The sequence below is a fragment of the Nostoc sp. ChiQUE02 genome, from assembly GCF_034531305.2.
Lineage (GTDB): Bacteria > Cyanobacteriota > Cyanobacteriia > Cyanobacteriales > Nostocaceae > Nostoc.
Genome location: NZ_JAVRBN020000011.1, coordinates 74,802 through 101,258 on the forward strand (window position 1 = coordinate 74,802; position 26,457 = coordinate 101,258).

Below are 26,457 nucleotides of genomic sequence, written 5' to 3' on the forward strand. Positions count from 1 at the left end.
TAAAATTTTTAGCCTCTAGCCCCTATTTTCAAATTGGCAATCGCTTCACTATCTACTTTTAACGCTCGCACTCTTGGTATAATTTCCGCAGCAAAACGCTCCATTTCTATGGCAAAAGGCTGGAATTGCAGCATGAAAGTATCAATTCCTACTTTGGTAAATTCAGCAATCTGATGGGCTACAGTTTCATAGCTACCAACTAATCCTGCTGCTGTACCGCCATTGCTCCCCACACCAGGGTACTTAGCCATGTTTTTGAACATAACTACTTCAGAATCTACTCCTTTGAGTAATTCTGAGCGATCGTCTTGTGCTAGTACCATTGCTCTGAGGTTTTGATATTCCGCTTCCGCTTCTTCGTCTGTTGGTCGAGCAATGACAAAAGCTGACATAGCGAAGCCCAGAGTTTGAGAGCGAAACTTAGTTTTTTGAGCAACTTGAGCAATGGTTTCGCGGATGACTTCAATCGGACGACCATTGAGGAAAAATGTATGCGCTTCTTTTGCAGCTAATTCTTGAGCCTGTTCTGATTCTCCGCCTACATATACACGCGGATGTGGTTTGGCTATGGGTGGGGGATTGAGCTTCAAATCATTGATCTGAAAATATTCACCGTAGAAGTTGACTTTTTCTCCACTCCACAAAGCTTTTACGACCCTAATCCATTCATTTGAATAACGATAACGCTCATCGTGGGTAAGGAAATTTATCCCCGGTTTTTCCATTTCTGGCTTAAACCAGGCACTTACTAAGTTAATAGAAAAACGTCCATGACTTATAGCATCAATACCTAAAGCCATCTTTGCTAAGACGGCGGGATGAAACAGTAATGGCTTAACAGCTGCAATAATTTCGATAGAGTTTGTTGCTTCTGCCAAAGCTGCTGCTGCTGTCCAGGTTTCTAGCTGGTCAAGTTCTTGGTTCCTGGGATTGATGATATGTTGCGCTATTAAAGTTGTGGTAAACCCGCACCTTTCGGCCAACTGGATTAAATTCTTGGCTCGTGAGTAACTAGCATCACGAGGTTCAAGAGGATGGTTCATCACACCGCAGTTGCCGTAAACAGGAATCCAAATCCCATAGCGTGGTTCAGACATAGTTTTCTAGAACCTTTGTAGTAAGCACTAAAACTTTATTTTTGTACCTGATTTAAATTCTACTATAAATCAATCGTTTTACCGTAATATTCTATAGGCTTGCATAGATGAAGATAAAAAACAAGGGAGGTATCTGGATTCTGTGGTTGGGGACAGGGAACTTGAGGAAAGGAGAATAATTAATAAACTAATGAGACAAAAACATCTAGCCAAAAATAAAGATGGTCAATTACAGCAGATTGCAATTTGGTTCAGCAGCGCGGTGAAGCACTTGCTGTCTTGGCATTTTCCGTCGATAGCAAAATGCTGTTAGCGCAGCGTTAGCGACGCAGGCAGGAGCGTCACCCGTAGGGTGAGGTACAGATGATTGTGAGGAAACAACGTTGTTTTCCTATCTATGTGCTCCATTTGCTTACAATAAACTGTAGTATAAATTATTCATCCAATATTCCTTTACTGATATAAATTGGGTGCAATAAATTTTCAATTTTTGGTAACATATTGTAAAAAATAATTGAACCAAGAATACAAGACAAGCCTCCAAAAATTAAAGCATTTGTTGCATTAAATATACTTGCTAATCCACTTATAAATAAATTTCCAAATGGAATAATTCCCATAACTGACATATTATATATACCCATGAGCCGACCTCTTTTTTTATCATCTGATATTATTTGTAAAACAGAATTACTAGATGAATACGCTAAAATATAGCTACAACCTATTATTGGAACTATCATTAAAGAAAACCAAAAGCTTCTCGACAATGAAAAGGTAATTAATGCTGTACCAAATATAGCCGGAGCAAAGGCAATAATTTTACCAAGCCTAACTAAATTTGTTTGGGAACTTAAATAAATACCACCACAGAATGCTCCTAGCCCTGATGCTCCCGTTAAAAAACCCAGAGTCGTGGAATCTCCTTGAAGAACTTGGATAGCAAAAACAGGCATAATTCTTAAATACGGCATTCCCAAAAAACTGAGTAATGTTATTAATAATAAGATGGAGCGAATCGGGAAAAAGTCATAAGCGTATGTAAAGCCCTCTTTTAAATTATTCCAGATATTATTTTGATGTTCTTGAGGAAATATTATTGGCTGATTGAATTTAATTGTTAACAATGCCGAAATGATAGCAATGTAACTAATACCATCAATTAAAAAACAGTGGCCGGGAGAAAGATTAGTAATTACAATACCTGCGATCGCCGGAGCTATAATCCGCGAACCACTAAGTAAAGAAGAATGGAGAGCCGTCGCATTAGTAATATCTTCTTTTTTTTCAATTATGTCCATCATGAAGGCATAACGAGTAGGTGTCTCAATGCTACTGAGTAAACCTTGCAATACACTTGCACAAATTATCTGCCAAATACTGATTGTTCTTGTTAAAGCAATAATTGCTAAAGTTAACGAGAGAATCATCATAATAAATTGCGCGGTAATTAGAATATTACGTCGATTAAATCGCTCTATCCAAATACCAGCTAAAGGGCTAACTATTAGATTAGGAACCTGGCTTAGAAAACCAATTAAGCCCAGTAAAGCTACTGATTCTGTTTGAGAATAAACTAGCCATGCATAGGTAGTTTCTGTCATAAAACTACCAATCATAGATAAACTTTGACCACCAAAAAATAGACGGTAGTTTCTAGACTTGAAAGATTGCAAACTCTGGTTCACACTCATGTTGAGTAGATACCTCTAATATACCGAAGGTCATCTTTGCTAAGGCAGGGGATGAAATAGTAATGGCTCAACAACTGTAATAATCTCGATAAAGTTTGTGGCTTCTGCCATCTATGTTTTGTACCTAGAATAAATATACTGTAAATCGATAGATTTATAGTAGTATATTATGAGATTTGCATAGGTGAGGATAAAAAACAAGGTATATCTCCCCGGTCCCATTTAATTTGGAGGTAAAAATGTCAAAACCACGCTATGGTATTTGGGTTCCTGTTGGGGGTAACTTTGGCCCTCTCAATACACCAGATGAACCGATTGATGCTAGTTATGAACGCACGCGATCGCTAGTATTAGAAGCAGAACGTTTAGGATATGTCACAACCTTAGTTGCACAGCACCTTGCCAATCCTCGTAGTCTGGATTTAGAACAGTTGGAAACTTGGACAGCTTGTGCGGCATTGGCTGAAGCTACGGAAAGTATAGAAATTATCGCCGCGATTAAACCTTTATTATTTCATCCAGCCGTTCTAGCAAAGATGGCCTTGGGTATTGATGCAATCAGTGGTGGACGTTTTGCCATAAACCTAATTAGTGCTTGGTTTCGCCCAGAAATGGAGCGTACTAATATCCCCTTCCCTCCCCATGATGAACGTTATCGCTATTCTGGTGAATGGTTGCAGGTTGTTAGAGCTTTGTGGAGCGGTGAGAGGGTGAACTTCGAGGGTGAATATTTCAAAATCCAAGATTTGAGCCTTCGACCCTTTTCTGTTGCTCAACCCTATCCTCGTATCTACCTGGGAGGAGCATCAGACCCAGCACAAATTTTAGCAGCCCAACAAGCCGATGTTTACTTCATCAACGGTCAGCCAATTGAAGATGTCCGCAAAGTAATTAAACAAGTTTTGGACCGACCACGTTTCCTACCCCAAGCAGTTCGCTTTGGTCTGCCAGCCTTTGTAATTTCTCGTCCTACAGACGAAGAAGCGCAAGCAGAACTAGAACGACTCATGGCACTGCAAAAGTTGGAAGAACAATATAAGTTAAGTGTTGCTAAAGGAGTTGACCCAGAAGCTGCCATGTTTAAACTCTTCGCTAAAAATCCGGCTGTTGGCGGCAATGGTGGCACAGCCGCAGGATTGGTTGGCAGCTATGATACAGTTGCAACTCGCGTTGCAGCTTTCGTTGATGCAGGTATCGACACTTTCATGCTGCAATTTAATCCCTTTCTAGGGGAGATGACACGTTTTGCCCAAGAAGTTATGCCTCGCGTGCAACACTTGCAAAAAGTTGCTTAGTTGTTGATTGAAAGGAGGCAGTGTTTCGACTACGCTCAACAACCAGGTAGGAGGTAGGAGGAAAGAATTTATTTTCTCTCTTCCATTCGGTCTAATGTTTTTGACTCCGTACCCAACCAACCACCTGCGATCGCTCGTAAGGAGGACTGTCAAACTTGTTTCATGTGTGAAGCATATTGTCCTGCGGAGGCTTTGTTGCATGAAAGAAAAAAAGACAAACCAATCCGCGATTGGAATTGAAATTAACCTTCCACTTTATAGCAATATTCAGTGTAAGATGAAATTGATTTAATCTATGAAGACTGCTGACTATAAATCAAAGTAAATCAGGCAGTTGATACATAGAGTAAAAAACACGCGCTCCACATTCTTCGAGTTGAGTAAATTCACTTTGACTGCTGTAACCTAAAACTTTCATGCCAGCAGCAATACCTGCACGTACACCCAAGATACTATCTTCTACAACAGTACAAAATGGAGCATTAACTCCCAAATTTTTAGCTGCATATAAAAATAAATCAGGTGCAGGTTTCCAACTACCAATTTCATAGGAGCTAAAAATACGCCCTTCAAATCGTGGCAACAAATTAGTCACACGCAGTGCTAACTTAATTTTTTCAATTGGGCCACTGGAAGCAACACAAATAGGTAAATTAATTTTGTCTAAAGCCGCCTCTATTCCTTGTACAGGAAGCAGTTCACGCTCGAATGCTGTGGCAGTACGGGCACGAAGTTGAGTCACAAAATCTTGTGGCATCTTTCTCCCCAGTTTTTGCTCAATGACAGCAAGACAATCAGCCATTTTGCAACCTTTAAATAACAAAATGGCTTCTTCAAGTTTCAATATCAGGCCAAACTCGGCGACAAATTCAACAAGAATACGATTACCCAATGTCTCGCTGTCTACCAACACTCCATCACAGTCGAAAATAACCAGTTCTGTTTGCACTTAATATTTATTTTTCTTAATTAACTAAGGTTTGATAAGGTTAATGTGCATCTTGCTGTCAGACTGCCACCTTTTTAGCAATAGCCATAATGTGAGCGCTCACACCTAGTGTAGAAGGTTCAGTCTCTAGCCAGCGAATAGCTTGTAGGAGTCTTTGACGGCGACTTTGTTCACTCCAATGTTCCTCAAAATTTTGTAGTAATTTGCCTGGGCCTTCTATGGCTAACAGCTTTTCACAAGATAACCCTGCTTCTTCTACCTCTGCTTTTAGTTCATCAGGATGATGAAAGAAGGCTGTTGTAAAGTAAGCAGGATGGTTACTTGGATTACGATGCTGCCCTTCAAGCAAGTCCCGATGAACAATTTCCACAAACTCTGGATCGTCTAGCCATCCCCGAAATAAACCGTCTAAGAGCGAAGCAAAGCGAGAACAAGCAACGGCAAAGACAAGACCTCCACTTTTTAAAACACGATTGGCCTCGTGTAACGCTGCGAGGCGATCGCTACGTTCGATCAAGTGATACAGTGGCCCAAATAAAAGAACAGCATCAACACTGTTGTTTGCTTGATTTAACTGACGAGCATCTCCAACCTCTGCACTTGCAAGTGGATAATCTGGCTGAACCTGAGAAGCAGAACGGGCTTGCTCTACGTGCAAGGGAACTGGATCAATAAGATGAACTTCATACCCTAGCTGGGCCAGCCAACAAGCATAGATGCCTGAGCCGCCGCCAACATCGAAAATCACTGCGGGAGGAGGAGGTAAGTAGCGGCTAAGAAGCTCTTGGGTGCGAACTAGTTCAATCGGATTTGTACGCTTTGATAAGCGTTCAGCCTCCAAACCACGCTCATAATGAGCTAGTACTTCATCTAAAAGCAGGTTTTGTAAATTAGACTTGTCTGACATAAAATTTCCTCTTTTTAAGATTTAATCTATGAAAACCTCTATGACTAAATAGCAAATAGTTTTCCTCTCGGACGAAGTGCAGATTCAATAGAAGCACGCCTTGCTAAACTCCATATTGTGGCTTGATTTGCTGTAACTACAGGAATCTTTAAATCTGCTTCTAATTCCTCAATCACCTCAAATGTTCTCCATGCTGTACAGGGCAACACAATAGCATCTGCACCTTTGTGAGATACCTCTTTGATAAAAGTTGCGGCTTCATTGGGTAACTGATGCCAAAGGTAATTCTTTTTTGCTACTTCTGTTGAGCGTTCATCACCTTTAAACCCCACTATTTCAAAAGGCACTTCACTCAAAAATGTTTTTAGCGTTTGGTTGTTCCATTCTGGATAAGGAGTGACTACAGAAATTTTCTTAATCTTTAGATATGCCAAGGCTTCTAATAGAGCCAGAGCAGGCACAACAACAGGTACTCCTAGCGCCTGCGTCAAACGTTGCTCTAATTGTTCGGCAAAAACTCGCCCTCGGTAAAATGTTGCTGTGGTGAAGCCGTATGCCCCAAAATGTACCCCGGCTCTAGCTAATTTTTCTACTTCCTTAACAGCTTCTTCATTGATGTCATCCATTGATTCATAGCTCTCATAGGCGTGTGAGCGTTGAGCAATCACGCGATGGCTATGAATACTGACTTGTCTGGAAAAAGCTGAGTGAAAGTCAGGCTCAAACGTGGTATTACCTGCGGGTACTAGCAAGCCGAGACGGATCTGCCTATTAGAGTCAGCTTTCGAGTACATATAATACCTCTTTTTGATCAGCCTGATTACGTCTAGATATTTATTTAGTTACACTAATAATTAGGTATACATATTCTCATAAAGACTGTACAATATTTAAAGTACGCTAAGTCGACCGATAAACTGTAATATATCATTTAACTGACGTAGATACCTACCAGTCAATTATTTAACTGCACTAATCAACACATCTCTGTCTTATTGCTTTAGTTGGAGTTGTGCAATCTCAAATAGTCTGCATCCACGATGATTACAAGGAAAAGATTTCATGAGCAACATACAACTGTACTTCGCCAAAGCCTCTACCTTCTCTCAACGGACTCGTGTAGTTTTACTGGAAAAAGGCATTGACTTTACCCCAATAGAAATTGACTTACAAAACAAACCAGATGGGTACACACAGATTTCCCACTATGGCAAAGTCCCAGCTATCAAACATGGGGATGTTGAAATTTACGAGTCCGCTATTATCAATGAATATCTAGATGAAGTCTTCCCGGAGCCACCTTTGTTACCCCGCGATCCCGCAAATAAAGCGATCGCTCGGATTTGGATAGACTACGCCAATACTCGGTTTGTCCCAGCTTTTAACAAATTTCTGCGCGGTAAAGATAGCCAAGAACAGGAACAAGGACGAAAAGAGTTCATAGAAGCACTTCTATATATCGAACAAGAAGGATTAGGCAAAGGTGATTACTTATTAGGAGATCAGTTTAGCCTTGTTGATATCAGCTTCTATCCCTGGTTTGAACGTTTACCACTCTTAGAACACTTCCGCAAATTCACACTACCAGCAGAAACACCTCGTTTGCAGACATGGTGGAATCTGGTACGCGATCGCTCCTCAATTCAAGCGGTAGAAAATCCTGTGGACTTCTATTTGCAAAGATTCGCCAAAGTTCTCGGTGAACCTGTTCCCGTTGGTGCAGCACAAAAATAGGACACAGGGGCGTGGTGATGGGAGTGAATCCTTAACTGTTGAGTATTGACCAAAAATTAACCAAAATTCAAAATGGGATGACCTATGAGCTTAAATAACCAAGTTCTAGACAGACCGATTTCCCAGGATCTGCCATCCGTAGAAGCTAACCTCAGTTACCTGATTCCAATGGCAGAAAAACCTGTTAACTATACTTATGAACCACCACCAGGGATTCCCCGCACGAACGCAACTTATCAGACGCACAAACTGCCAATTTACAATGCTCGTTTTATCTCAGAGAACATCTCGTTAGATAGAGAAGGATTCGCTTTTACTGAACATAATACTAATGTCCGCAACTTTTACGATGAAGACGAAGTACACCGCGTCTACTATCCAGAAGCCGAGCAATTGTTAAAAGAGGTGACAGGTGCAACGAAGGTAGTGATATTCGATCACACCCTTCGTAACGCTGGTAACTCCAAGCCAGGTGAGAATAATATTAAAGAACCTGCCAAGCGTGTACACAACGACTTCACCGCCAAATCAGGCTATACTCGCGCCCATTTGGAACTAGCAGCGCGGGGGATAGATGACATTGATGCACTACTAAAACAACGATTTGCCATCATCAATGTTTGGCGAGCGATCGCACAACCAATTCAAGAGTCACCATTAGCAGTGTGTGACGCGCAAAGCATTGCAATAACAGACCTTGTCGCTGGTGATTTAGTGTACCGCGATCGGGTCGGTGAAACATACGGGGTCACGTATAGCTCGAAACATAAATGGTTCTACTTCCCGCAAATGCACAGAGACGAAGCATTATTTATCAAGTGTTTCGACTCCGCAGAAGACGGACACGCCCGTTTTGCCGCCCATACAGCCTTTGAAGACCCCACCAGCCCAGCCAACGCTCCCCCACGAGAAAGCATCGAACTCCGAACATTAGTCTTTTACCCCGCATAGATAGCAAAAACTTGTCTCGAACTCCTACTCTCTGCGTGAAATAAATTAATTAACTCTTGGAGACACAAATATTATGACTTCCCAACACTTTGACATCAAACCAATCGCCGGACGTATCGGTGCAAAAATCATTGGTGTTGACTTGAGCAGTAACCTCAGCAATGAAATCATCAGCGATATCCGTAAAGCTTTAGTTAAACACAAAGTCATCTTCTTCCGAGATCAGAACCTTGACGCTCAAGGACAAGTAGCCTTCGCCCGGCGCTTTGGAGAAGTCACCACAGCTCATCCCACCGTTCCTTCATTGCCAGAAAACCCAGAAGTTCTTGACCTGAATTACGGCAAGACTGTGAGCCGCGCCAATACCTGGCACACCGATGTCACATTTGTAGATCGTCCTCCCCTTGGTTCAATTTTACGGGCGCTTGTCATCCCACCATCAGGAGGTGATACGATTTGGGCAAACTCTGTGACTGCCTACGAAGATTTACCAACTCACCTACGTAATCTTGCTGACCAACTCTGGGCAGTACACAGCAATGCCTACGATTATGCAGCAGCTACAATTGACTTACCAAAAGAAGTCTTAGAGTATCGGGCTGTTTTCTCCTCGACTTTATACGAAACCCTGCATCCTGTTGTCCGCGTCCATCCTGAATCCGGTGAACGTGGGTTATTTATTGGTGGGTTCGTGCGCCGTCTGCGTGGTTTATCACAGAATGAATCGGATGAAATCGTGAAATTGTTCCAAGCTTATGTCACACGTCCTGAGAACACAGTCCGGTGGCGTTGGAAAGTAGGCGATGTGGCTTTCTGGGATAATCGCGCTACTCAACATTATGCGATCGCAGACTACGGTAATCAACCTCGCCACGTTCAGCGAGTCACACTTGTGGGTGATATTCCTGTTGGTATTGATGGTAAGCAGAGTGAGGCTATTAAGGGAGATTCTTCTGCATATAACCGACGTGAGGCAGTGACTGCGTAATAGAAACTCGCGTAAAAATAAAATACCAGGTAGACAATCTCTATGAAGTAGAAGATTCAAAATTTTCATTGGTAGTAAACTGCAAGTTCCATACTTGAGCAGGGAAGCTATACATGGGTGATACACGTGCCACTATTTTGGAAACAATAGTGGATACTTTAGTCAAGCGTAATGACAAGAGAATGAGTATCACAAAGATACAATTAAGACTGGGTGGTTAAATGGAGACTGCATTCATTATGCCGCTTGCTGAAATAGAGCCGAATCCAGTTATTGCTGCACTTCCCAAGGCAGACTTACACATCCATCAGGAGTGGTCGCAGCGCCTTGACCGGGTGTTGGCAAGGCGCGAGGGGCGGACATCTTAATAATTGGCGGCACTTGGCAGAGCGACTGATGGCTGAAACACCGCCTGGAATGCAGCGCCTCCGATACCTGGCTAGCATTTTCCCAGTAGCGCGAGATGTCGATGCCGAACCAGAAAACTTCATCGCACGGATTGAGGATTTGCTGGACGAAGCGGCAGCAGACGGAGCCATTTTGGTAGAAGTCCGTTTTGGTAACGAAGCGGTACTAAGACCAGACTTTATGGGATTGTTTCGAGAAGCCGAGCGTCGTGTTCAAACGAGATATCCGCAAATCTGCGCCGAAGCAATTTTCACTTTCCTACTAGGACGGTTTGATCGCGATCGCCTTGAGCTACTTTTACAAGCTTGTATTCAGGCAGCAGATGAGGGACTAGGCGGTATAGATTTTCTGTACGAACCGTATGACACCGAGGCGGATTGGACAACTGCCTATCATATCGCAGAGCGGGCTGCTGCGGTGGGGCTAGGTATTACCGCACACGCGGGCGAATTCTCCACGGCCAATATTGCAGCTGCTTTGCGCGTCCCTGGACTGACCCGGATCGGTCACGCAACACAGGCTGTTCGTGACCCGCAGTTGTTAGAACTGCTGGCAACGAGCGGCGTTACCGTTGAGTGTTCCCTTAGTTGTAACGTCGTTCTAGGAGCCGTCGCTTCTTATACAGAGCATCCGATTCGGCAACTTGTAGAGTCTGGTATTGCGATCGCCCTTTGCACAGATGATCCTGTCCAAATTTGTACTACCATTGGGCGAGAGTATACAGTAGCCCATGCCCTCGGTTTTTCTGCTGCTGAATTGCTTGGCATAACTCGTAATGCCATTAAGGTAGCATTTACATCACGGGAGCGACGAAACGAACTCCTAACCGAGTTGAGCCAATGGGGTAATGCTGATTCAGCTTGGACACAAACTCAAAGTAGCACTTTGTCAAGCTAGTAATGAAAAGTTTGTAGTAAGGACTTATTTATCCATCCATTTAAACTTGACAAACTAGTAAATTATACTGAAATATCTTTCAAATATTTTCTAATTTATTTACCAGATTTTTTCAAATGTTAAAACGATAAACATTTGAACCCAATATCTAATGACATCGCACTTTTTTATGAAGCTCTTCTATACACCTAACTCACCGTATGCACGCATTGCACGGGTAGCAACGCTAGAACTGAATCTTAGCGATCGCATCGAAATGCAAAAAGTCACTGTACGAGATCCGAACAGCGAGCTACTGAATTACAACCCTACAGGTAAAGTTCCAACACTAGCAACTGATGACGGATTTATTTTGAGTGAAACACGCATAATATGCGTTTATTTAAATCAATTAAATCCCGAAATCAAATTAGTTGCTGATATTTCTGATGGCTTTTTACAGCAACTTGAAGGTATAGCTAGTGGGTTTATAGATGGTATTGCTGTCTGGGTACGGGAGTTATGGCGTTCTTCAAGTGAGCAATCATCACGAATAATCGAGTTAGAGCGATTGCGTGCTTTAAGAATCTTGGACTACTTTGAGAAGATTTCTGATAAATTCGACCAAACTCCTAAGCTTGCTCATATCACCCTCGCATCAGCGCTGGGGCTAGAGAGCCGTCTGCCTGAACTGCAATGGCGACTAAGCTACCCCAAACTTGCACAATGGTATAATGAATTTTCTGGGCAACCTTCCTTGCAAGCGACAAAACCAGATTCCTAAAGATAATTAGTAATTTGTAGTTAAGATTTCAATTACGAGTTATTTGCTCTTGGAATAATAATTACGAATTACGAATTACCAATTATGTCTGCCTCCGCTATTCTGTTTGATTTAGATGGGACTTTGACAGATCCCAAACCTGGTATTACTCGCTGCATTCAGTTTGCTTTATCTGAACTCGGTTATAGACCACCCGATGCTGATGAATTACATTGGTGTATTGGCCCTCCAATCAAAGACAGTTTTTCGCTGCTACTGAAAACTTCAGATGACGCAGTTTTAGAACAAGCCATTTCACTTTATCGCAGTCGCTTTGCCACGATAGGATTATTTGAAAACTCCCTTTATCCGCAGATTTCAGAAACCTTAAACGCTATTCGTTTTGCTGGTTATAAAACTTTTGTTGCGACTTCTAAACCACATATTTATGCTACACAGCTCATTGAACATTTTGGCTTGTCGTCGCTTTTCAATGGGGTTTATGGGAGTGAACTGGACGGCACGCGGAGTCTAAAAGCTGACTTGATTTATCACATCTTAGTTACAGAAAAGCTTTCACCTTCTCATGTGGTTATGGTAGGCGATCGCTCGCACGACATAATCGGAGCCAAGCACAATCATCTTACTGCAATTGGTGTCACCTACGGCTACGGAACAGAGGAAGAGTTAAAGGCTCACGGTGCTGATTTAATTGCCCATACTCCAGATGAAATTCCCAAATTGCTTGCTCATGGTTAGTAAAGTGACTTAAATCTTAATTAGGAAAATCACTTCGAATTAGCAAAAACCCACTCCTTAAAGCTTCATTCCAAAAAGGTGATTTCTGGATTTCTGCCAGAGAAATAGGTGGATTTATAGATTGTGTGTTAATGTCGCCATCAGTCAAGAAAGATGACTCTGGTTGTAAAGATAATTGCCACAAACCTATATCATGCCACTGTCGAAATTTATACCCAACTCGACGCAAGACACCTATAGGTGAAAAACCAACAGACTTATGTACAGCCACGCTTGGTTGATTGGGTAAAGCGATCGCAGCAACAACGTTATAAAATCCTTGCAGTCGCAGCAATTTAAACAGAGAAGTATACAAGGCTTTAGCAATTCCTTTTCTGCGATAATTAGCACTGACGTACACAGATGATTCCACAGACCATTGATAAGCAGCACGGGTACGGTAAGGGCTAGCATAGGCATAGCCTACAACCTCTTGATTAATTTCGCAAACAAGCCAAGGCATCTGCTGTTGATAGCTCTTGATCCGCTGTTGAAACTCTGTTTCACTGGGTGGTTCTACTTCAAAGGAAATTGCAGTTTCCCACACAATTGGCGCATAAATTGCCAGCATTTGTAGAACATCGTTTTCATTGACTAGTCTAATTACTGCTTTCACTGCAATACTTGCTTTCTCCCAAACCAACTGAACAATAAAGCGGTTCCTACTCCCCAAGCACCATTGACTAGTAAACCTGTAATCATAATTGCTGGTTTCCAACCTCCGGCAATGGGTAAACCTTTCAATGGCGCAACAATAAACCAAGCAACCAATGTGGGTGCAACAGCGCCAAAAAGCAGCGATGCTAACCAATAATTTCTATTCACTTGCCAGCGCAGTGTCACAGTAGCCCAAATTAAACCCCAAATTCCTCCCCAGAACGCACCTGATAGAAATTGCGGTATACCAAAGGGCGGTGTGGGTGTAGTTTGATAGGCCGGACGGGGCGCAAAATTAATTGCATGAAGCAGCGCCAGCAAGCCTTGATGAAATACCAGTACTGCAATAAATCCAGCCACGAAAGCTAGGACAAATCGAGATAATTCTACTTTTTGAGTCATTAATATAGCTTGCTTCCAGGGAATGATGTATGGTAAGTTTCTACTTAGATTAATTCCGGCAATTTTATCAATTTAGCGTACTTTATCTCATAACTCAATCACTAAAATCAGCCTATTAGTCAAAAGCTGAATACAGTTAACAATCAAGATTTCCATATAAATCCAAACTGTTGGTATTTTAAGTCCTGGTAATATGGCAATACTTTTCGGTTAAGGGGAAATGGAAAGGGTTTGAATTTACCTTTACCGGCAAGCCCATTAACCTTTCCTCAGACCAAAAGAGAGATTGTTGGGTTTATCCGAAAAGTATTGGGTGACATGGCGCAGGCGATCACATCTGTTCTCAATCAACATGGATTGAAGACCATTGCCGACCTTGACGATAACTAATTAGCCAGACATGATATAACTTGCTTTTTGTCTTGATTTGTGGCAAATTACTCTATATAAATAGCATATTCCTATCGACTTACTGTAGTTGAAATGACTGATTCTATCACAACTAGGGTAACTAGATATAAATTTAGCTTTTGGTTTGCTAATCAAGCGATCGCCCACATAAACTCAAAATGAGCCAAATTGTAGAAGAAGTTCTGGCAGCTAATCTTAGTTACACTGATAAATTCGGTGATAAAGGTAATCTCACTATACCCCCATCTCGTCGGTTTGCAATTCTCACGTGCATGGATGCTCGGCTTGACCCAGCTAAATTTGCTGGACTAGCTGAAGGAGATGCCCATGTAATTCGTAATGCAGGTGGACGTGCTAGCGATGATGCGATTCGCTCTTTAGTGATTTCTTACAAATTACTTGGTACGCGTGAATGGTTTGTAATTCATCACACTAATTGTGGGATGGAAACCTTCACTAATGAAATCATCAGCAATTTACTTTCTAGTAGCCTCAAAACAGCCAAGCTAGATGAAATAGGTTGGTCAGATATTGGATCTGGGTCAGGATCAGGCGAAGGCAAGTTTATCAATTGGTTGACTATTGATGACCAAGCCAAAAGCGTCTATACAGATGTACAACGGATTCGTTTGCATCCATTGGTTCCGAATGAAATTCCTATCTATGGCTATATCTACGATGTCAAAACAGGGCAATTGATTGAAGTTCCTGAAGCTACTAAGCTTGGTCAAGCTGCGTAGTCTCGTCGTGTATTGTAAAAGTAGTATTTAATGAAGTAGCTATTTTTATAAAAACCTCCTTTGCTGGTGAAGCGTATTCGCTCATTGCAATCGGATTTCCAGTATCACTACCGCGACAAATGCGGGAATCAATGGGAATTTGTCCTAACAGAGGCGCTTGTAATTCTGCGGCCAATTGTTCGCCGCCACCACTACCAAAAATCGGTGTGCGTGAACCAGAATCACCGCAAATTAAATAACTCATATTTTCAATGATGCCAAGGACAGGAACACCCACTTGGCGAAACATATATATATTACGTCGTACATCTGCAACAGCCACTTGTTGAGGAGTTGTCACTAAAATGACTCCACAAATTGGGCTTTCTTGGATAATTGTAATTTGAGCATCACCTGTACCGGGAGGTAAATCTATCAATAAATAATCTAATTCACCCCATTCCACATCTTGCAAAAATTGCGTGATAATTTTGTGTAATACAGGCCCCCGCCATGCTAAAGGACGATTTGCTTCTGCAAGTAAACCCACTGACATTATTTTTATTCCCTGAGCTTCTAGAGGTAAAAACTTATCACCTGTGGGAGTATTAATTACTTGAATATCAGCTTTCCCTAAACCTAACATTTGAGGAATATTGGGGCCATAAACATCAGCATCTAATAATCCTACTTTTGCACCTTGTAATTTTAAAGCTGCGGCTATATTAACGGCTGTTGTGGATTTACCCACACCACCTTTACCACTAGAAATGCCTAGAGTTGTTTTAACACCGGGAATTGTACAAATTTGAATATAAGTTTTTTTACACCAAGATAGAGATGATAATTTAGATTCAATCTCTGGCTGTAATTGGTGCTGATGAGAACCAATATATAAACGCAAGTAAATATAGTCATCAACTATGCGTAAATTTCGTACCATTCCCAAACTAACGATGTCATTATTTAAGGTAGGTTCGATAACCTGTTTGAGTAATGGGACGACTTCTTGCTGATGGACTGTAGTCATATCTTCTGGATGTTAAAAGGGTATTTCTGTACCTCACGTTAGCGTAGCCTCTGTCTCCGACACGCTATGCGAAGTAGAGAAGTTGAAGTTTGCTGTATAACTTTTAATAATTTATGAATATGTCTTATGCAATCGTACATTACCCCAATATTAACACAGAGGATATCAATCAAATAAGGAAGAAATATGATCCACAAGTTTATTTAATAAAACCACATATTACACTTGTATTTCCCATAATTGAGTCTATTAATGAAAACAATTTCATTGTTCATATTGATAATATCTTGAGTAAGTAGAAAAGATTTCCTATTTGTCTCAAAGGATTGCAAAAATCATGGGATGAATATCTGTTTCTAATGGTTGAGGAAGGAAAGGTAGATATGATAAAATTACATAATCAATTATATACAGGGATATTAGCTAAATATTGCAGAGATAACTTACCATTTATTCCACATTTAACGTTAGGAAGATTTACAAAAAATATAGCTCAATTTTTGCAGGTTTTAGAAGAAGCACAGAAATTAGATTTAAATTATTGTTGTTTTGTCGATAAAGTCCACCTAATAAATATTGCTGATGAGCAGAGGTCAATAATTTGGAGTAAAGAATTTGTATTGCGAAATTAGCGAATCTTTGAACGGGTTAGCATTCCTGAGTTATCAAGAATGATCGCTCTGATTTAGAACCTCTGCAAAACTCCTCTCATCTAAGCTTCTTCTTAGGGCGATGCCTGCGGCTGGCTACGCCTACGCACTGTCTTTAAAGGTTGTGTTGATGCCAAAGTTCAGGCTGTTCCAAATACGGGTTTATTCCAGGAAATAGATTTTTCATTGCACTTTTCCTTAGTTATTTACTGCTCCCTTGAGACTATTCTATCTGTTTGAATCTTCTGAATTGCACGTTGCGCTTGGATGGACACTTCTTTGTCAGGATCGTCTAAGGCTTGTTGCAGTGGGTTAATAACATCAGGATGAGCTAAATTACCAAGTGCGATCGCAGCCTCTTTACGGACATCTGCATATTCATCTGTTAATGCTTGAATTAATCTCGGCATAACTTGAATATTTGGGATTTTTTGCAAAGCTTGTGCTGCTGATTTCCGTACTTGCCAATGTTCATCACCTAAAGCTATTTCTAATGCTGAAGTTGCTTGCTGATTTTCATGAATAGCTAGAGATTTGGCTGCATTACGGCGAACTTGCCAGTCACTATCATTTGTAAGTGCTTGAGCAAGTATTGTAATTACTTGTGTATCTTGTAAATGCCCTAAAGTTAAAGCAGTAGCACGACGGATAATTGGTTCTTGGTCAAAGATTAAATCCAAAGCTTGTGGACATTTTTCTATTTGATTTATATATCGAAGTGTAGTAATTGCTGCTTCTCTTAACTCAGAATTTTTTGATTCTAAAAAGGGTAAAATATACGGTAAAGATTGAATATCATGAATCTTTCGCAACAACACTAAAATATTTAGTTGTATATTGACATCATTAATTTTTAAGTTATCTAATAAAAGTAACAACTCATCTTGTGTCACCAATTCATTTAATGCTGATGCAGCTTCAGCGCGAATATCTGAATCTGCTGAAGTTAAGCATTCAATTAAAGCAGGAATTGCCACAGGATCGGCAATTTCCCAAAGGGCAGATATGGCTATTTTTTGTACAGCAATATTTTCATCTTTCAAAGCGATAATTAAAGCGTCTATTGTTTCTTCATCGCCTAAATGTTGTAAAGTTTTGACAGCTACTAAGCGGTCATTTACTTCAGGCGATCGCAGCATCTCTAGCCAATTTTTGAGGTCATCATTCATGATTTTTACCACAGAAGCACAGAGTTATAGAGAATCTTTAACGTAATAAAAAGGGAATTTGTACTGTAATTGCATTAGTAGGACATTCTTTTTCACAAGGTAGACAAAACCAACACTCATCATATTTCATGTAAGCTTTGCCTGTCTCTGGATTCTTCGCCAACACATCTAAAGGACAAACCTCAATACAAGCTGTACATTTTTCTAAACATTTAGATTCATCAACGATGACAGGAACATCTATTCTTTGTGTGATTAAAGCCATACATTTATTACTCCTTAATTCAATTAATCAACTTTAAATGAAAAATTCCAACCCTTCCCACGGAGATGCTTTAGCACTTTTTATTCTGGTGTTTAAATCAGAAGCAGTGAGAGATTTCTCTAAATTTCTGACAGATAAAGTAATGTGGTTAACTCCAGTAATCATTAATTTTTCATAATTTAATTTAAAATTACAGTTATTTAGCTCACCAGCGTTGCGCGGATAAAACGATAACCTAAATCAATCTCTGTCAAATCGTGAATATCACCATATTTTTTGCTCCATTTGTCACTATTTAAATCTACGGCAAGTAACTTTACTCCTTGTTCAATTAAATCTTGATTTGCTAACGCAAAAGATGATATTCCCGCACGTACTTCTGGTTGAAGATATAACTCTGGTCTTCTCCAGGCTGCTGCTGCGAATAAATCAGACACGTCATGTGGTAACAAAAGGGGTATGGCTTCAACACGCCTTTTAGTAGTACTCTGAATTAAATTAACCTGTTCGTGAAGAGGTAAAAATCGTAAAGCATCTTCCCACAAAAACGGGAAATAATCATAAAGCCATATTTTCTGAGCAAACCTAATATCAAAACTTAGCAAAACTATTGCTCCATCCCTAATAATTCGTTGCATTTCTTGAAACGCCTTTTCGAGATGAGTAAAGTGATGAATTGTTAAGATACTTAAAACGCCATCAACAGACTTATCTGGGAGAGGTAAGTTTTCTGCATAGCTAGCAAACCACTTAACTTGTGGATGTTTCACTGCTTGTTTTTGCATTACTAAAGAAGGTTCAATAGCATTAACAAGAAATCCTTTGTTAGCTAGGGCTAGGCTGTAACCACCAGTACCAGCACCAATATCAGCGATAATGCTACCTTTGGGTAAATTGAGTAAATCAATTAATTTATTAATAATGCGGATATCAGGAACGCGAGTTTTTGAGTATTGTTGACCGATTGAATTATAAACAGACATATTTAGTATAAAATAACTTAAATTAATTTAATATTTAACTTTAAATGTATAAACAAAAAATCTGTTAGTTAACCAATTCTACTAATTTTAAGAGTTCACTTATCATAAATTTTGGTTGCACTTCTTGTATTAAATTCTGGCTTTTTCGGTTGTAATAGCAAAAATCAATATTAACTTGCATTGCTCCCGCATAGTCATGAGTGAGAGAATCTCCTACGTAAAGGACTTCTGCTGGTGTTAAATCTAATTTCGATAACGCATGATGAAATATTTCAGGAGATGGTTTAGCAAAACCAATTGCTTCAGAAACTACAATTTCCTCAAAAAAATGCTCAATTCCCGCAGCTTGCATTCTCGGTAGTTGTGCTGATACAAAACCGTTGGTAATAACAGCCAAACGATAATTATGTGCGAGAATAGTTAATACTTTATTTACATCAGGTTCCATTACAGCAGAATGATTAAAAATATGCCAAAAACTTTGACTAAGATTGCTGATTTGATCTGTTTGTATATCTAAATGAGCAAGTGTACTTCGATAAGACATCTCGATTAATTCATTAGGAGAAAAAGTTTCTCGTTGTTTCCAATACTTGGAATTATAAGTTTCAAAGACTTGAAGAAAAATAGTCTCACTGACTCCATTTAAATCTAAAGATACTGCACAATCTTCCAACGCTCCCAGAATAGCTTGGCGTTCACATAGCTCAAAATTCAACAGTGTATTATCTAGATCGAAAATTATTGCTTTGTAGAGCATTTTATAAAGGTCATTTCACTTAACAGCAACACTGTATACATCCTTGACTGCATCAACTTCCACAATGTAAGGATCTACAGGACGTTTAAACAATACCATTTCCCCTAATTCATCTTTCTTTAAATTGACATGACAAAACCATTCTTCATCATTTTTCTCTGGATAATCTAAACGATAATGATAAAGCCCCCAACGAGTCTCTTGACGATATAATGATGCTCTGGCTGCCATTTCTGCACAGTCGCGAATAAAGTGAACTTCTAGACTACGCATCAATTCATGAGGGTCACGAGCGCCCATTAAATCTAATGTTTCTTGATATTGCACAAATTGTTTCAAACCAATCTCGATTTTATTACCTGATTTTGGTGGTTGTAGATAATCATTAACTAAGCGTCTTAATTTATATTCTACCTGGGTGTGAGGTACACCATTCGGACGAGTTAAAGGTGCATATATTCTAGCTTTTTCAGCTTCTAAAAAATTCGTATCTGGTTCTAAAAAATCTATATCTTGTATATATTCAATAGCATCAGTTCCGGCTATGCGACCGAAAACAAATGCCCCAATCATGTAATTATGGGGAACGCTAGCCATATCTCCGGCTGCATATAAACCTGGAATGGTTGTTTGAGCATTTTCATTTACCCATACACCAGAAGCACTATGACCACTACATAAGCCTATTTCTGAGATGTGCATCTCTACGCCGTGAGTGCGGTAATCTTCATTTCTACCTTGATGAAAGCGTTCTCTACTTGGTCGTTCATTTGCCCAAAGTATGGATTCAATTTCTGCAATTGTATCTTCATCAAGATGGGTCATTTTCAATTGGACTGGTCCTTTCCCAGAATTTAATTCTTTCCAGATTTCCAACATCATTTGACCACTCCAATAGTCACAACTAATGAAGCGATTTCCTTCGGCGTTGGCTGTATGTGCGCCAAAAGGCCCAGCAACATAAGCACAGGCGGGGCCGTTGTAATCTTTAATTAAAGGATTAATTTGAAAGCATTCAATATTGCTGAGTTCTGCACCTGCATGATAAGCCATTGAATAGCCATCTCCGGCATTGGTGGGATTTTCATAAGTGCCATAGAGATAGCCAGAAGCGGGTAATCCTAATCTGCCACAAGCACCTGTACAGAGGATGACGGCTTTAGCTTGAATGACAATATAATCACCGTTCCTGACATCAAATCCTACTGCACCAATAGCACGTCCTTCTTGGACTAAGATACGGGTTGCCATGACGCGATTTGTCACTTTGACTTTGTGGCGTTTGACTTGGCGGGTAAGAATGGTTTTGAGGTCTTTACCTTCTGGCATGGGTAAGACATATTTACCCACACGATGCACTTGTTTTAAGTCATAGTTGCCTTGGGCATCTTTTTGAAATTTCACACCCCAAGTTTCTAATTCTTGGATGACTTCGTAACCTAATTTGCCTGTTTGATATACGGCTTTTTGGTTGAGAATACCGTCGTTAGCTAAGGTGATTTCGCGGACGTATTGTTCTGGGGTGGAATGACCAGGAATAACTGCGGTATTCACTCCATCCATACCCATTGCGATCGCACCACTCCGTCGGATGTTAGCTTTTTCTAAAATCAGTACCTCTGCATTGGGATTCGCTTGTTTGGCTTTAATTCCAGCCATTGTCCCGGCTGTACCGCCACCAATGACAAGTACATCAGTTTTTATTTGTTGGGTGTTGATGTCCATAAGCTTTTCGGAGTAGGGAGGAACTTCTAAGATTTATTACCGTTCCAAACGATATCTTTGACTTGGATTTGCTTGGGAACTAATTCTGAAGAAAGCTACTGACAATCTTCATCAGTCGATTTGGTAAATACTTCGTGAATATACGTAGATTTAAACTACAAACAATATAATACTACGAAAAATCTGGCAGTTTATCGTACTTTATTGATAGATATTCACATAGATAAGCCGCAAATGCAAGAACCGAAAAACTATTTCTACGGGTAAAACACTTAACCTGACACAAAATATGATAATAAAGCTCACAAGGCTTAACTGGACTTAGATAAAAATTAAGCCCAAACTTCCACATTGGCAAGCGATCGCAGTTGCTCTAATTTAATGGGTAGGCGACGAGCGATCGAGACTTTAGCTTGAAGCATAGTTTTGGAATGATTTTTAGATAAAGGGACGCTTCTTGCATCAGCTTCTCCTTAAAATATCATGGCGTAGTAATGTTTTCAAAGCTTACATATCCATCTTTATAAATGCTGCGGCGTATCTTTTTGATTAAATAAGTATCTAAATGCCATTTATTAATTAAATTTGGCAGTGCAGGTAATCTTGCTTGTCAGCATTGAAATCTTGTTTTATTTCCAGTGCAAGCATCAATTCACTGATTGTAGTTATCAACGATGTAGTATGTAGCATACTATCAGCAGGTTTAATTTCCGCAGGATAATACAAGCTTCTTATTTTGCTTGTTCTGGGAATTGTTGAATATTGGAGCCTAGATATCCATAAAATCCAGATAAAAAATCTTTGTTAAAAGTCCCAAACCCGCATTATTCATACTACCTCTGGGATGGCGATTGTGTAGATGCTCTTCAAAATATGCAAAATATTAACAATTAGAAATTATTCTTTAATAATTGTTTTAAATGTTTTAACCTATCTGCTTAACTGTCTTAACTGTCTTAACTGTCTTCTAATTCTTCAATTTTTGATTTAATTATCTGCTTAACTGTCTTAACTGTCTTAACTGTCCTCTAATTCTTCAATTAATTATTCGATTGCTTACCTAACTGCTTTAGTCTAAGTATTGCTTTTTAGCTACAACTATGAAAAATTATGAGAGCAATATCATAAAATCACTAAAAATTCATCTGCCAACATCGGAAATAAGTAATGACTTCAACAGCTTTTTCAAATGCCTGCTCTTTCGATATGGGAAACTTCAAATAAAACGTACATAGGTCGTTATTTAAATTAGGAGCATCTTGTATTATCGCCTTGAAACAAGCCACCATGAGCAAACCAGATGTGGGGATCTAGCTGGGTGGTGATACTTGTGAACTGCAACGATGTTCAGATCAGCCACGAAACAAAGATAGCAAGAAGACCCCAGAGGAGGTTTAGCGCAGATCATGCAACCCTTTGAACTGCCAGAATTTTACATGCCTTGGCCCGCGCGGCTCAACCCAAACCTAGAAGCGGCGCGATCGCATTCCAAAGCCTGGGCTTACCAGATGGGGATACTTGGCTCAGAAGAGGAAGCGGAAAGCTCGGTTATCTGGGACGAGCGCACATTTGATGCTCACGACTACGCCTTGCTTTGCTCGTATACCCATCCAGATGCACCAGGAACGGAGCTTGACCTAGTGACCGACTGGTATGTTTGGGTGTTCTTCTTCGACGATCACTTCCTTGAAATCTATAAGCGTACCCAAGACATGGCTGGGGCGAAGGAGTATCTCGGCAGACTACCAATGTTCATGCCAATTTACCCCACCGAAACCCCCCCAGTACCTACCAACCCAGTAGAGCGCGGCTTGGCTGACCTGTGGTCTCGTACCGCCTTTACTAAATCTGTGGACTGGCGACTTCGATTCTTCGAGAGTACCAAGAACCTCCTGGAAGAGTCTCTGTGGGAACTCGCCAATATCAACCAGGATCGAGTCGCTAACCCCATCGAATACATTGAGATGCGCCGCAAGGTTGGTGGCGCTCCGTGGTCAGCGGATCTCGTCGAACACGCCGTGTTTATAGAGATTCCGGCTGACATTGCCTCGACTCGGCCAATGCGTGTACTCAAAGACACATTTGCCGATGGAGTGCATCTTCGCAACGACCTATTTTCCTACCAGAGAGAGGTGGAGGATGAAGGCGAAAACGCCAACTGCGTATTGGTCTTGGAGCGCTTCTTGAATGTGAGTACTCAGGAGGCGGCTAACCTCACTAACGAACTGCTGACCTCGCGGTTATACCAGTTTGATAACACTGCCGTCACCGAGTTGCCCCCTCTCTTTGAGGAGTATGGATTAGACCCAGTGGCTCGTGTGAACGTTCTCCTTTACATCAAAGGACTTCAGGACTGGCAGTCGGGCGGTCACGAGTGGCACATGCGATCGAGCCGCTACATGAACAAGGGAGGAGACAATTCTTCCACATCCACACTTCTAGGGGGAGCAACAGGGCTAGGCACATCGGCTGCACGGATTGGATCGTTATACAGCACCTTGGGTTTGGGAAGGTTTAAGAGCTTCACTCATGTTCCATACCAGCCTGTGGGACCAGTGAAACTGCCGAAGTTTTACATGCCGTTCACTACAAGTTTGAATCCCCATCTCAATGCCGCGCGGAAGCATTCCAAGGAATGGGCGCGTCAGATGGGGATGCTGGAATCACTACCTGGGATTCCTGATGCCGTCATCTGGGATGACCACAAGTTTGATGTTGCCGACGTAGCCCTCTGTGGTGCGTTGATCCATCCGAATGGGTCTGGTCACGAGCTGAATCTGACAGCGTGCTGGCTTGTTTGGGGAACCTATGCCGACGATTACTTCCCAGCGCTCTACGGAAATAACCGCAACATGGCTGGTGCGAAAGTATTCAACGCCCGACTGTCGGCGTTCATGCCTCTGGATGACTCCACCCCCAGCGAGGTTCCGACCAATCCGGTGGAAGCGGGCTTGGCAGATATTTGGTCTCGCACAGCTGGCCCCATGTCTGCCAATGCGCGGACTCAGTTCCGCCGCGCAATCCAGGATATGACTGACAGCTGGGTGTGGGAACTCGCCAACCAGATTCAAAATCGGATTCCCGACCCGATAGATTATGTTGAGATGCGCCGTAAGACCTTTGGCTCGGATCTGACCATGAGCCTGTCGCGGCTAGCTCAGGGGAGCGAGATCCCGCAGGAGATTTACCGCACCCGAACGATGCGATCGCTGGATAACTCGGCCGCCGACTTCGCCTGTTTAACCAACGATATCTTTTCCTATCAGAAAGAAATCGAATTCGAGGGCGAAATCCATAATTGTGTGCTGGTCGTTCAGAATTTCCTCAACTGCGATTTGCCGCAGGCCGTTGAAGTTGTCAACAATCTGATGACCTCTAGGGCGCTCCAGTTTCAACTCATCGTCGCCACCGAACTGCCAGTTCTTTTCGATGATTTCAACCTGGATGCAAGTACCCGCGAGAAACTGCTCGGATACGTCAAGAAACTAGAGCAGTGGATGTGCGGCGTCCTCAAGTGGCATATAACGGTAGACCGCTATAAGGAATTTGAATTGCGTAATTCGTTAACAGGGCGGCTACTTAGCGGTCCCAGAGGGCTGGGTACTTCAGCTAGGCGTATTGGCTCGTTGATCGGTGAGCGGAGTCTAAGGTCATTACTCGGTCAATGAAGTTAGGTTTTTTGTCGGTGAGTTAATTCAAGGTCAGTATGCGATCGCGTGAGATCGGTTTTTTTAGTAACTAAAAAGTGGAGGATTAAGTTGTGACGTATTCTAACGACCCCAATTTGAATGTAGAAGATCAGCAGCCCCATTTAACCTTGAGTACAGCAGCGGCGCGGAATTTGGCGACAACGGCCAAATCTGCACCGCAAACCCAGGAAATTACATCGCGGTGGTTATTGAAACTGTTGCCGTGGGTGCAGACGAAAGGTGGCGCCTATCGAGTCAACCGTCGGTTGAGTTATTCCGTGGGTGATGGGCGGGTGACTTTCACCAACACTGGAGCTGCGGTGCAGGTGATTCCTCTGGAACTTACTGAGTTGCCCTTGCTGCGAGGGTTTAACAACGTTGACGTATTGATCGGGTTAGCAAACCAGTTTGTTCAGCAGGAGTATGCTCCAGATGATGTAATCGTCGAACTTGGCCAGCCTGCCGATCGCGTGATTCTGATTGCTCGTGGCAAGGTGAACAAGATTGGTGTTGGCAAGTATGGCGAGCAGATCGTGTTCGATGTGCTAGCTGACGGCGACCATTTCGGCGATGAAACTGTGGTGCAGTCCGAGGATACTTGGCAGTACACCCTGAAGGCCATTACCAGAACCATCGTTTTGTCACTTCCCCAAGCGGCGTTTGAAAGGGCGATCAATCAGTCTGAAGAGTTGCGAACTCATGTTGAACAGTTCCGCGTTCGCCTGAGCCAGCCACAGACTCCCCAAGGTGAAGCCGCTATTGAGCTGGCGGCTAATCATCCCCAAGAGGCTGAGTTGCCGGGAACCTTCGCCGATTACGAACTCAAACCCAGGGAATATGAGTTGAGCATTGCTCAAACGGTGTTGCGAGTAAGTACCCGAGTAGCCGATCTGTACAACGAACCGTACAACCAGACTGAAGAACAACTGCGGCTGACTATCGAGGCATTGCGGGAACGTCAAGAACACGAGTTGCTCAACAACCGCGAATTCGGGTTGCTGCACAACGCCGACCTCAAACAGCGTATCTACAGCAGTAGCGGCGCACCTACCCCCGACGATCTTGACGAGCTGTTGGCGACAGTATGGAAGGAGCCGGGATTCTTCCTGGCTCACCCCCGCACGATCGCTGCCTTTGGTCGTGAGGCCAACCGCCTGGGTCTCTATCCACAAAGCGTAGATGTGAACGGCGTTCAGGTCACATCTTGGCGCGGCGTACCCATCTTTCCTTCCAACAAGATCCCCATCAGCAATAACCGCACCAGTTCTATCCTTTTGCTCCGCACTGGTGTAGAAAAACAAGGGGTAATCGGCTTACATCAAACTGGTATCCCCGATGAATACCAACCTAGCTTGTCTGTTCGATTCATGGGCATCAGCGAAAAGGCGATCATCTCCTACCTTGTCACCGCCTACTACTCCGCAGCCGTCCTCACTCCTGACGCACTTGGCATCCTTGAAGATGTTGAGATCGGGCGCTAAATATCAGGAGTGCTGAGTGCTGAGTGTTGAGTGAGTAAAAATTAGGGCTGACTGTT

General features: G+C 41.9%; 26 protein-coding genes and 1 pseudogene. 13 read left to right on the forward strand and 14 right to left on the reverse strand.

Annotation, left to right across the window (positions count from 1 at the left end; all coding sequences use genetic code 11):
- Positions 1-8: 8 nt before the first annotated feature.
- Both RM347_RS14120 and RM347_RS14125 read right to left on the reverse strand, forming a co-directional pair.
- Positions 9-1,097 carry an LLM class flavin-dependent oxidoreductase gene (locus tag RM347_RS14120; protein WP_322717207.1) on the reverse strand — a complete coding sequence of 363 codons (1,089 nt, stop codon included), beginning with the start codon at positions 1,095-1,097 and terminating at the stop codon, positions 9-11.
- Between the two features lie 434 nt (positions 1,098-1,531).
- On the reverse strand, positions 1,532-2,791 hold the full coding sequence (locus tag RM347_RS14125) for an MFS transporter (RefSeq protein ID WP_322717208.1): 1,260 nt from the start codon (positions 2,789-2,791) through the stop codon (positions 1,532-1,534).
- Positions 2,792-3,030: 239 nt separating this feature from the next.
- Here RM347_RS14125 and RM347_RS14130 point away from each other — a divergent pair, with 239 nt between their 5' ends.
- Positions 3,031-4,086 carry an LLM class flavin-dependent oxidoreductase gene (locus RM347_RS14130; protein ID WP_322717209.1) on the forward strand — a complete coding sequence of 352 codons (1,056 nt, stop codon included), beginning with the start codon at positions 3,031-3,033 and terminating at the stop codon, positions 4,084-4,086.
- 66 nt (positions 4,087-4,152) lie between these two features.
- Positions 4,153-4,281: pseudogene (locus tag RM347_RS14135) on the forward strand (4Fe-4S ferredoxin); the annotation flags it as partial.
- Between the two features lie 121 nt (positions 4,282-4,402).
- On the opposite strand, the gene RM347_RS14140 reads toward RM347_RS14135, so the two are convergent.
- From RM347_RS14140 to RM347_RS14150, 3 genes are read right to left on the reverse strand one after another with little or no spacing between them, the layout of a single operon-like run.
- Positions 4,403-5,035, reverse strand: coding sequence for an HAD-IA family hydrolase (locus RM347_RS14140; RefSeq protein ID WP_322717210.1), 633 nt, complete (start codon positions 5,033-5,035; stop codon positions 4,403-4,405).
- Between the two features lie 58 nt (positions 5,036-5,093).
- The gene (locus RM347_RS14145; RefSeq protein WP_322717211.1) at positions 5,094-5,942 is read right to left on the reverse strand and encodes a class I SAM-dependent methyltransferase; all 849 of its coding nucleotides are present in this window, start codon (positions 5,940-5,942) and stop codon (positions 5,094-5,096) included.
- 44 nt (positions 5,943-5,986) lie between these two features.
- Complete coding sequence (locus RM347_RS14150) at positions 5,987-6,736, reverse strand: maleate cis-trans isomerase family protein (RefSeq protein WP_322717212.1); 750 nt, start codon at positions 6,734-6,736, stop codon at positions 5,987-5,989.
- A 268-nt stretch (positions 6,737-7,004) separates the two neighbouring features.
- Here RM347_RS14150 and RM347_RS14155 point away from each other — a divergent pair, with 268 nt between their 5' ends.
- From RM347_RS14155 to RM347_RS14185, 7 genes are all read left to right on the forward strand, one after another.
- Positions 7,005-7,676, forward strand: a complete 672-nt coding sequence (locus tag RM347_RS14155) for a glutathione S-transferase family protein (protein WP_322717213.1) — start codon at positions 7,005-7,007, stop codon at positions 7,674-7,676.
- Positions 7,677-7,760: 84 nt separating this feature from the next.
- Complete coding sequence (locus RM347_RS14160; protein ID WP_322717214.1) at positions 7,761-8,627, forward strand: CmcJ/NvfI family oxidoreductase; 867 nt, start codon at positions 7,761-7,763, stop codon at positions 8,625-8,627.
- 73 nt (positions 8,628-8,700) lie between these two features.
- Complete coding sequence (locus RM347_RS14165) at positions 8,701-9,615, forward strand: TauD/TfdA dioxygenase family protein (RefSeq protein WP_322717215.1); 915 nt, start codon at positions 8,701-8,703, stop codon at positions 9,613-9,615.
- Positions 9,616-9,836: 221 nt separating this feature from the next.
- Entirely contained in the window at positions 9,837-9,983 is a 147-nt protein-coding gene (locus RM347_RS14170; protein WP_322717216.1) for a hypothetical protein, read from the forward strand.
- Between the two features lie 28 nt (positions 9,984-10,011).
- Positions 10,012-10,920 carry a hypothetical protein gene (locus RM347_RS14175; protein ID WP_322717217.1) on the forward strand — a complete coding sequence of 303 codons (909 nt, stop codon included), beginning with the start codon at positions 10,012-10,014 and terminating at the stop codon, positions 10,918-10,920.
- Positions 10,921-11,089: 169 nt separating this feature from the next.
- Complete coding sequence (locus RM347_RS14180) at positions 11,090-11,683, forward strand: glutathione S-transferase family protein (protein ID WP_322717218.1); 594 nt, start codon at positions 11,090-11,092, stop codon at positions 11,681-11,683.
- An 84-nt stretch (positions 11,684-11,767) separates the two neighbouring features.
- Complete coding sequence (locus tag RM347_RS14185; protein WP_322717219.1) at positions 11,768-12,421, forward strand: HAD family hydrolase; 654 nt, start codon at positions 11,768-11,770, stop codon at positions 12,419-12,421.
- Between the two features lie 16 nt (positions 12,422-12,437).
- Here RM347_RS14185 and RM347_RS14190 read toward each other — a convergent pair whose 3' ends face one another.
- Both RM347_RS14190 and RM347_RS14195 read right to left on the reverse strand, forming a co-directional pair.
- Positions 12,438-13,076 (reverse strand): GNAT family N-acetyltransferase, encoded by a 639-nt coding sequence (locus RM347_RS14190; RefSeq protein WP_322717220.1) that lies wholly within the window; start codon positions 13,074-13,076, stop codon positions 12,438-12,440.
- Positions 13,073-13,519, reverse strand: coding sequence for a hypothetical protein (locus RM347_RS14195; RefSeq protein ID WP_322717221.1), 447 nt, complete (start codon positions 13,517-13,519; stop codon positions 13,073-13,075). The genes RM347_RS14190 and RM347_RS14195 overlap by 4 nt, the downstream gene beginning before the upstream one ends.
- A 569-nt stretch (positions 13,520-14,088) precedes the next feature.
- Here RM347_RS14195 and RM347_RS14200 point away from each other — a divergent pair.
- The gene (locus RM347_RS14200) at positions 14,089-14,670 is read left to right on the forward strand and encodes a beta-class carbonic anhydrase (RefSeq protein ID WP_322717222.1); all 582 of its coding nucleotides are present in this window, start codon (positions 14,089-14,091) and stop codon (positions 14,668-14,670) included.
- Here RM347_RS14200 and RM347_RS14205 read toward each other — a convergent pair.
- The gene (locus tag RM347_RS14205) at positions 14,648-15,679 is read right to left on the reverse strand and encodes an Mrp/NBP35 family ATP-binding protein (protein ID WP_322717223.1); all 1,032 of its coding nucleotides are present in this window, start codon (positions 15,677-15,679) and stop codon (positions 14,648-14,650) included. The two genes, RM347_RS14200 and RM347_RS14205, sit on opposite strands and share 23 nt — an antisense overlap.
- Positions 15,680-15,990: 311 nt before the next feature.
- Here RM347_RS14205 and RM347_RS14210 point away from each other — a divergent pair, with 311 nt between their 5' ends.
- Entirely contained in the window at positions 15,991-16,311 is a 321-nt protein-coding gene (locus tag RM347_RS14210) for a 2'-5' RNA ligase family protein (protein WP_416211880.1), read from the forward strand.
- 133 nt (positions 16,312-16,444) lie between these two features.
- Here the strand turns inward: RM347_RS14210 and RM347_RS14215 are convergent, their stop codons facing one another.
- From RM347_RS14215 to RM347_RS14240, 6 genes are all read right to left on the reverse strand, one after another.
- Positions 16,445-16,516, reverse strand: a complete 72-nt coding sequence (locus RM347_RS14215; protein ID WP_416211881.1) for a DUF4058 family protein — start codon at positions 16,514-16,516, stop codon at positions 16,445-16,447.
- Between the two features lie 19 nt (positions 16,517-16,535).
- Positions 16,536-17,498 (reverse strand): HEAT repeat domain-containing protein, encoded by a 963-nt coding sequence (locus tag RM347_RS14220; RefSeq protein ID WP_322717225.1) that lies wholly within the window; start codon positions 17,496-17,498, stop codon positions 16,536-16,538.
- A 37-nt stretch (positions 17,499-17,535) separates the two neighbouring features.
- Positions 17,536-17,763: a 4Fe-4S dicluster domain-containing protein gene (locus tag RM347_RS14225; RefSeq protein ID WP_069068766.1), complete on the reverse strand. Its 228-nt coding sequence runs from the start codon at positions 17,761-17,763 to the stop codon at positions 17,536-17,538.
- Between the two features lie 200 nt (positions 17,764-17,963).
- Complete coding sequence (locus RM347_RS14230; protein WP_322717226.1) at positions 17,964-18,746, reverse strand: class I SAM-dependent methyltransferase; 783 nt, start codon at positions 18,744-18,746, stop codon at positions 17,964-17,966.
- Positions 18,747-18,810: 64 nt separating this feature from the next.
- A complete protein-coding gene (locus RM347_RS14235) occupies positions 18,811-19,506 on the reverse strand; it encodes an HAD family hydrolase (RefSeq protein WP_322717227.1) in 696 nt (231 codons plus the stop codon).
- A gap of 15 nt (positions 19,507-19,521) precedes the next feature.
- Entirely contained in the window at positions 19,522-21,231 is a 1,710-nt protein-coding gene (locus tag RM347_RS14240; RefSeq protein ID WP_322717228.1) for a fumarate reductase/succinate dehydrogenase flavoprotein subunit, read from the reverse strand.
- A gap of 1,406 nt (positions 21,232-22,637) precedes the next feature.
- Between RM347_RS14240 and RM347_RS14245 the strand changes: the two genes are divergently transcribed.
- Positions 22,638-24,899 carry a family 2 encapsulin nanocompartment cargo protein terpene cyclase gene (locus RM347_RS14245; RefSeq protein ID WP_322717229.1) on the forward strand — a complete coding sequence of 754 codons (2,262 nt, stop codon included), beginning with the start codon at positions 22,638-22,640 and terminating at the stop codon, positions 24,897-24,899.
- Positions 24,900-24,991: 92 nt separating this feature from the next.
- Positions 24,992-26,401 (forward strand): family 2B encapsulin nanocompartment shell protein, encoded by a 1,410-nt coding sequence (locus RM347_RS14250; RefSeq protein WP_322717230.1) that lies wholly within the window; start codon positions 24,992-24,994, stop codon positions 26,399-26,401.
- Positions 26,402-26,457: the final 56 nt, after the last annotated feature.

Coding starts and splice junctions, on each gene's coding strand:
- RM347_RS14120 (WP_322717207.1), bottom strand. CDS start 1,097: ATGTCTGAACCACGCTATGGGATTTGGATTCCTGTTTACGGCAACTGC.
- RM347_RS14125 (WP_322717208.1), bottom strand. CDS start 2,791: ATGAGTGTGAACCAGAGTTTGCAATCTTTCAAGTCTAGAAACTACCGT.
- RM347_RS14130 (WP_322717209.1), top strand. CDS start 3,031: ATGTCAAAACCACGCTATGGTATTTGGGTTCCTGTTGGGGGTAACTTT.
- RM347_RS14145 (WP_322717211.1), bottom strand. CDS start 5,942: ATGTCAGACAAGTCTAATTTACAAAACCTGCTTTTAGATGAAGTACTA.
- RM347_RS14150 (WP_322717212.1), bottom strand. CDS start 6,736: ATGTACTCGAAAGCTGACTCTAATAGGCAGATCCGTCTCGGCTTGCTA.
- RM347_RS14155 (WP_322717213.1), top strand. CDS start 7,005: ATGAGCAACATACAACTGTACTTCGCCAAAGCCTCTACCTTCTCTCAA.
- RM347_RS14160 (WP_322717214.1), top strand. CDS start 7,761: ATGAGCTTAAATAACCAAGTTCTAGACAGACCGATTTCCCAGGATCTG.
- RM347_RS14165 (WP_322717215.1), top strand. CDS start 8,701: ATGACTTCCCAACACTTTGACATCAAACCAATCGCCGGACGTATCGGT.
- RM347_RS14170 (WP_322717216.1), top strand. CDS start 9,837: ATGGAGACTGCATTCATTATGCCGCTTGCTGAAATAGAGCCGAATCCA.
- RM347_RS14175 (WP_322717217.1), top strand. CDS start 10,012: ATGGCTGAAACACCGCCTGGAATGCAGCGCCTCCGATACCTGGCTAGC.
- RM347_RS14180 (WP_322717218.1), top strand. CDS start 11,090: ATGAAGCTCTTCTATACACCTAACTCACCGTATGCACGCATTGCACGG.
- RM347_RS14185 (WP_322717219.1), top strand. CDS start 11,768: ATGTCTGCCTCCGCTATTCTGTTTGATTTAGATGGGACTTTGACAGAT.
- RM347_RS14195 (WP_322717221.1), bottom strand. CDS start 13,519: ATGACTCAAAAAGTAGAATTATCTCGATTTGTCCTAGCTTTCGTGGCT.
- RM347_RS14200 (WP_322717222.1), top strand. CDS start 14,089: ATGAGCCAAATTGTAGAAGAAGTTCTGGCAGCTAATCTTAGTTACACT.
- RM347_RS14205 (WP_322717223.1), bottom strand. CDS start 15,679: ATGACTACAGTCCATCAGCAAGAAGTCGTCCCATTACTCAAACAGGTT.
- RM347_RS14220 (WP_322717225.1), bottom strand. CDS start 17,498: ATGAATGATGACCTCAAAAATTGGCTAGAGATGCTGCGATCGCCTGAA.
- RM347_RS14225 (WP_069068766.1), bottom strand. CDS start 17,763: ATGGCTTTAATCACACAAAGAATAGATGTTCCTGTCATCGTTGATGAA.
- RM347_RS14230 (WP_322717226.1), bottom strand. CDS start 18,746: ATGTCTGTTTATAATTCAATCGGTCAACAATACTCAAAAACTCGCGTT.
- RM347_RS14235 (WP_322717227.1), bottom strand. CDS start 19,506: ATGCTCTACAAAGCAATAATTTTCGATCTAGATAATACACTGTTGAAT.
- RM347_RS14240 (WP_322717228.1), bottom strand. CDS start 21,231: ATGGACATCAACACCCAACAAATAAAAACTGATGTACTTGTCATTGGT.
- RM347_RS14245 (WP_322717229.1), top strand. CDS start 22,638: ATGCAACCCTTTGAACTGCCAGAATTTTACATGCCTTGGCCCGCGCGG.